Below are 3999 nucleotides of genomic sequence, written 5' to 3'. Positions count from 1 at the left end.
TCTGCACGCTCTTTTTGGTAAGCATCTGGATATTGTTCAACATCTTTTATTAACTCGGATTTATCAATTTTTCGCTGACGCGTAGTCGAGATGCTTTTGGCTCTATTTCATTAATCCAACGCGATACAAATGCAGAGCGAATCCAAAATTGCTTCGCTGTTTCTCGGATACTTAACCCTTCTTCTTCCATCGTAAATATAACTTTACTTCTAAAATCAATTGAATAGCTCATATAAATAATGTCATCAAAATTAAATCGCTTAGCTATAAATGGGTACAAGCTAAATGGAAAAAAAGAGCTCTCGGATGCGACATAGATATTTTGTTCGCATTCAATATGGTGTAATCAAAATTAAGTCGCTTAGCTATACCAACATATTATTCATAATGGCCAACGTACCAGCATCTACCTGCGTCGCGCCATAATTTCACATAAAGTAGCCAATACCGGAAGCGCGCACTCTCAACCAAATTAAAACACCCCACTGTATTTTTGTGGTGGGTAATTTACTAACACCACAAAATATCATCTAACCGAATAGAGTTCTATAGTACAGGCTCCGATATAGAACAAAGAAAAGCCTTGCCGCTGTGGAATTGAATAAATTTCCATCATTCTTTTGCAACCAACTTGGCCAATCGCAAAGGAAATATTCGCCAACTGCACATAAAGTAAACCTAGCCAAAAAGATCCGCTCAAATGATCATAACGAATGATAGCAGCACCAATCACTGCCAGCATTGCACTCAACAAATATCCCCAGCGTAGATGCTGCCTTTCCAATAGATCATAAAATAACGTTATATAAAGCGGGGTTAACACTGTAAAGAGTAAAAATTCAACGACGCTAAGATAGTTATATGCCTGAAAAACAAATAGATACATGATGCCTAACTGAAAAGCACCGACTAGCATATAAAGTAAAATAATTTTCAACGACAATCTACGCCAGCGTAGAAAAGGTAAAAAAACCATTGTCGCCAAAGCAACCTGGACTAACACAGCAAACCAACTATCAACTTGGCCTGCTAAATATTCGCCGATTAAACTAAAAGACGCTGCCCACAGCAGTGTCGTAATAACTAACAATCCCATGGTCTCTCTTAGTAGATTAATGCTCTTGATCAATCAACAAAGCTTCCATCAAATCAAGATCTAATAATAGTGTCCGCATGGTTTCATTACTGATCTCTTTCGTTGCACGTAAGTGATATAACTCTGCCCGCTCGGCTCGTAACGCCGTTAAACGAAAACGACGCTCTAAATCTTCTATTAACAAATTATGCTCCATTTCATCGTGACCGGCAGTTCTACGACGCAGATAACCAGTAATACGGGAAGCAACTTCATTAATAACGTCAGGATCTAGCGCTTCTTGAGCATCGGCCGAAAGGCGCTCTTCCATTTTATTTAAACTGACAATAGCCACTTCCGCCATCGCCGCTTTTGCCATTCGGATCTCATTAATATCTGCCAGTTTGTCACCCACTTTAAAGTTATGCAATAAAAGCGGCAAAGCAAGCACACCAATAAAAATCGATAGCATAATAACCCCAGCGGCAATAAAAACTAACTGATAGCGAGCGGGAAAAGGGGTACCATCCGTAAGAAATAGCGGTATGGAAAGGACACCTGCCAAGGTGATTGCTCCACGTAATCCAGCAAATGATGCCAACCACAATTCACGATAAGTATAAGAAGCAAATTGTAACGGCCGTTTTTTTAATAACAACCGACTAAATCGTTTCATCAACCATAACCAACTAAACCTTAACGATAATAAAGCGGTATAAATAATGAAAACGGCGACAAATAGCATCCAAGTTTCAACACTAGGATCAAGCTCAGCTTGAATAACAGAGGTTTCCCAGATACCTGGTAACTGTAAGCCAAGCATGATAAAAACTAAGCCATTAAAAACAAACTCCAGCATCGACCAAACATTATCCGATCTTAACCGCATGGCTAGTGGTGCATTGCGAATGACCCCAGCTTTACTGATGGTCATGCCCGAAGCAACAGCCGATAAAATACCAGAAAAACCAATATGTTCAGCAATAAGATATGAGGCAAAAGGTAATAATAACATTAAGATCATTTGGGTTGCCGGATCATCACCACTCCAGCGACTCATAATGCGCAGTGATTTGCTATAAATCCAAGTCACTGCAATGCCTATCAATAAACCACCGACAGCAACTTTAAAAAATTCAAGGGTGACACCAGATACAGTAAAGATCATAGTTCCCATAGCAATGGCGACAGCAAATTTTAGTGCCACTAAGCCAGAGGCATCATTCATCAATGCTTCACCCTCTAACACACTCATCATCCGCTTCGGTATTCGACCTCGACCGACAATTGAGGAGAGTGTCACGGCATCAGTAGGGGAAAGAACTGCCGCCAATGCAAAAGCCGCAATAAGCGGGATACCTGGTAACAGCCAATAGATCACATAACCTATTCCAACTACCGTTACCAATACTAAGCCTAAAACTAGGATAAAAATTTCACGTCCATTTTGAAAAAATTCAGGTGTTGGAGTTTTGCAAGCATCAACAAATAATAGCGGCGGGATCAAGAGAACCAGAAAAAGCTCTGGATCAAAATCAACATGTAAACCAAAATGCGGCCACGCTAATAATGCTCCTATCGCAATTTGCATAATAGGCAACGGTATACGAAACGGAATAACTTTTGTAATAACGCCAGATACTGAAACCACCAAAATCAAAATGAGGATGGTAAAAAATATTTCCATATTATCCTTACTTATAAGTCTGAGTTATAAGCCGAGCAAAGTATTATGCTTAACAGATATTGATATAAAATAAGACTGTGCTAGAGAAAAAATGAACTAACCGTCGTAAAACTACTATAGTTCGTCATATTCTATCTTTAACAACAAACTATCAGTGACAATATTTTTGACTTTAAGATTAATCGTATTAGTTAACTTTATATTCCATTTTACGTTGGAATTAACATCAACGTCTATAAACTTAAATAGCTAAGCTACTAATGTAAAAAGCGACTATAGCTAAGTGTCTTAATTTTGATTACAAAATATATGTTTTTCTCCAATATAAATTTACTGATATAGAGTAATTACTTGTAATCATTTTAAAGTTGCCCAGCTATAAATGCAAAAAAAGAGGGCTTGGATGCGCCACAGATATTTTGTTCGCACTCAATATGGTGTAATCAAAATTAAGTCGCTTAGCTATACCAGTGACAATATTACAGGTTAAGACAATGAATACTGCACACAGTAAACCGGAAACGGCATCAATAAAATCATTAAAATCCAGTTGAGCAACATTACTCAGCATTAACAAACCAACATACATCAATGCTGTGGCCCTTGCATAAGACGGTACTAAATAAGATAAAGGGGACAAAAATAAAATTACCAAAAAAAACAAGCCAACCACTACCGCAGTTAATCCTGTTTTTCCACCTGCAGCCGTACCCGCTGCCGATTCAATGTAAACTGCTGCTGGTGAAGCGCCAATGATACCGGTAAAATACTGCTAAATGAATCTGCGGTTAACGCTTTACCACCATCAATAATTTGACCATTTTTGTCCAAAAGTTGAGCTTGACCGGGCTACTGCACAGATTGTTCCTGTGGCATCAAAAATAGCTGTCATAACCAAGGAAAATAAACTGGGTAAAAAAACTGACTGTAATGCGCCAATAATATCCATACTAAACAATAACGATAAACCGTCTTTACCCAAGGTTGGTAATTTAAAGAAACCTTGGTATTTCACTTGCGGATCGAAAATTAAGACAATAAATAATAGAAATGATAATGATCACCATTAATAGCCCACCTGGCGTTTTTCTTCTTTCCAAACCAAAAATAACCGCCAAACCAATCAGTGACATGATCATTTGATGACATTATTTATATGAGCTATTCAATTGATTTTAGACGTAAAGTGATATTTATAGCTAAGCGACTTAATTTTGATTACACCATATTGAGTGCG

Annotated in this window: 4 protein-coding genes and 2 pseudogenes; 1 reads left to right on the top strand and 5 read right to left on the bottom strand. The window is 38.0% G+C overall.

The genetic code is table 11. From position 1 onward, the window contains the following. Nucleotides 1–50 (bottom strand): hypothetical protein (locus tag ARSQ2_RS15050; protein WP_420837774.1); only part of this gene is annotated, 50 nt, incomplete at its 3' end. Then, nucleotides 50–232, bottom strand: coding sequence for an IS630 transposase-related protein (locus ARSQ2_RS10280; protein WP_181995244.1), 183 nt, complete (start codon nt 230–232; stop codon nt 50–52). The genes ARSQ2_RS15050 and ARSQ2_RS10280, both read right to left, overlap by 1 nt. A 53-nt stretch (nt 233–285) precedes the next feature. Between ARSQ2_RS10280 and ARSQ2_RS10275 the strand changes: the two genes are divergently transcribed. Continuing rightward, a complete protein-coding gene (locus ARSQ2_RS10275) occupies nt 286–426 on the top strand; it encodes a hypothetical protein (protein ID WP_181995243.1) in 141 nt (46 codons plus the stop codon). Here ARSQ2_RS10275 and ARSQ2_RS10270 read toward each other — a convergent pair. The 3 genes and pseudogenes from ARSQ2_RS10270 to ARSQ2_RS10260 form a co-directional block, all read right to left on the bottom strand. Then, a pseudogene (locus ARSQ2_RS10270) lies at nt 369–1096 on the bottom strand (EamA family transporter); the annotation flags it as partial. The gene ARSQ2_RS10275 and the pseudogene ARSQ2_RS10270 overlap by 58 nt on opposite strands. 16 nt (nt 1097–1112) lie before the next feature. Continuing rightward, complete coding sequence (locus tag ARSQ2_RS10265; protein WP_181995242.1) at nt 1113–2762, bottom strand: Na+/H+ antiporter; 1650 nt, start codon at nt 2760–2762, stop codon at nt 1113–1115. A 463-nt stretch (nt 2763–3225) separates the two neighbouring features. Continuing rightward, a pseudogene (locus ARSQ2_RS10260) lies at nt 3226–3901 on the bottom strand (solute carrier family 23 protein); the annotation flags it as partial. Nucleotides 3902–3999: the final 98 nt, after the last annotated feature.

This window comes from Arsenophonus endosymbiont of Bemisia tabaci Q2, assembly GCF_902713415.1.
GTDB lineage: Bacteria > Pseudomonadota > Gammaproteobacteria > Enterobacterales > Enterobacteriaceae > Arsenophonus.
This window is presented reverse-complemented; position numbering and strand designations above follow the sequence as displayed.

What these genes read in the sequence shown, in the direction of transcription:
- ARSQ2_RS10275 (WP_181995243.1), top strand. Translation starts at nt 286, where the DNA reads ATGGAAAAAAAGAGCTCTCGGATGCGACATAGATATTTTGTTCGCATT.
- ARSQ2_RS10265 (WP_181995242.1), bottom strand. Translation starts at nt 2,762, where the DNA reads ATGGAAATATTTTTTACCATCCTCATTTTGATTTTGGTGGTTTCAGTA.
- ARSQ2_RS10280 (WP_181995244.1), bottom strand. Translation starts at nt 232, where the DNA reads ATGAGCTATTCAATTGATTTTAGAAGTAAAGTTATATTTACGATGGAA.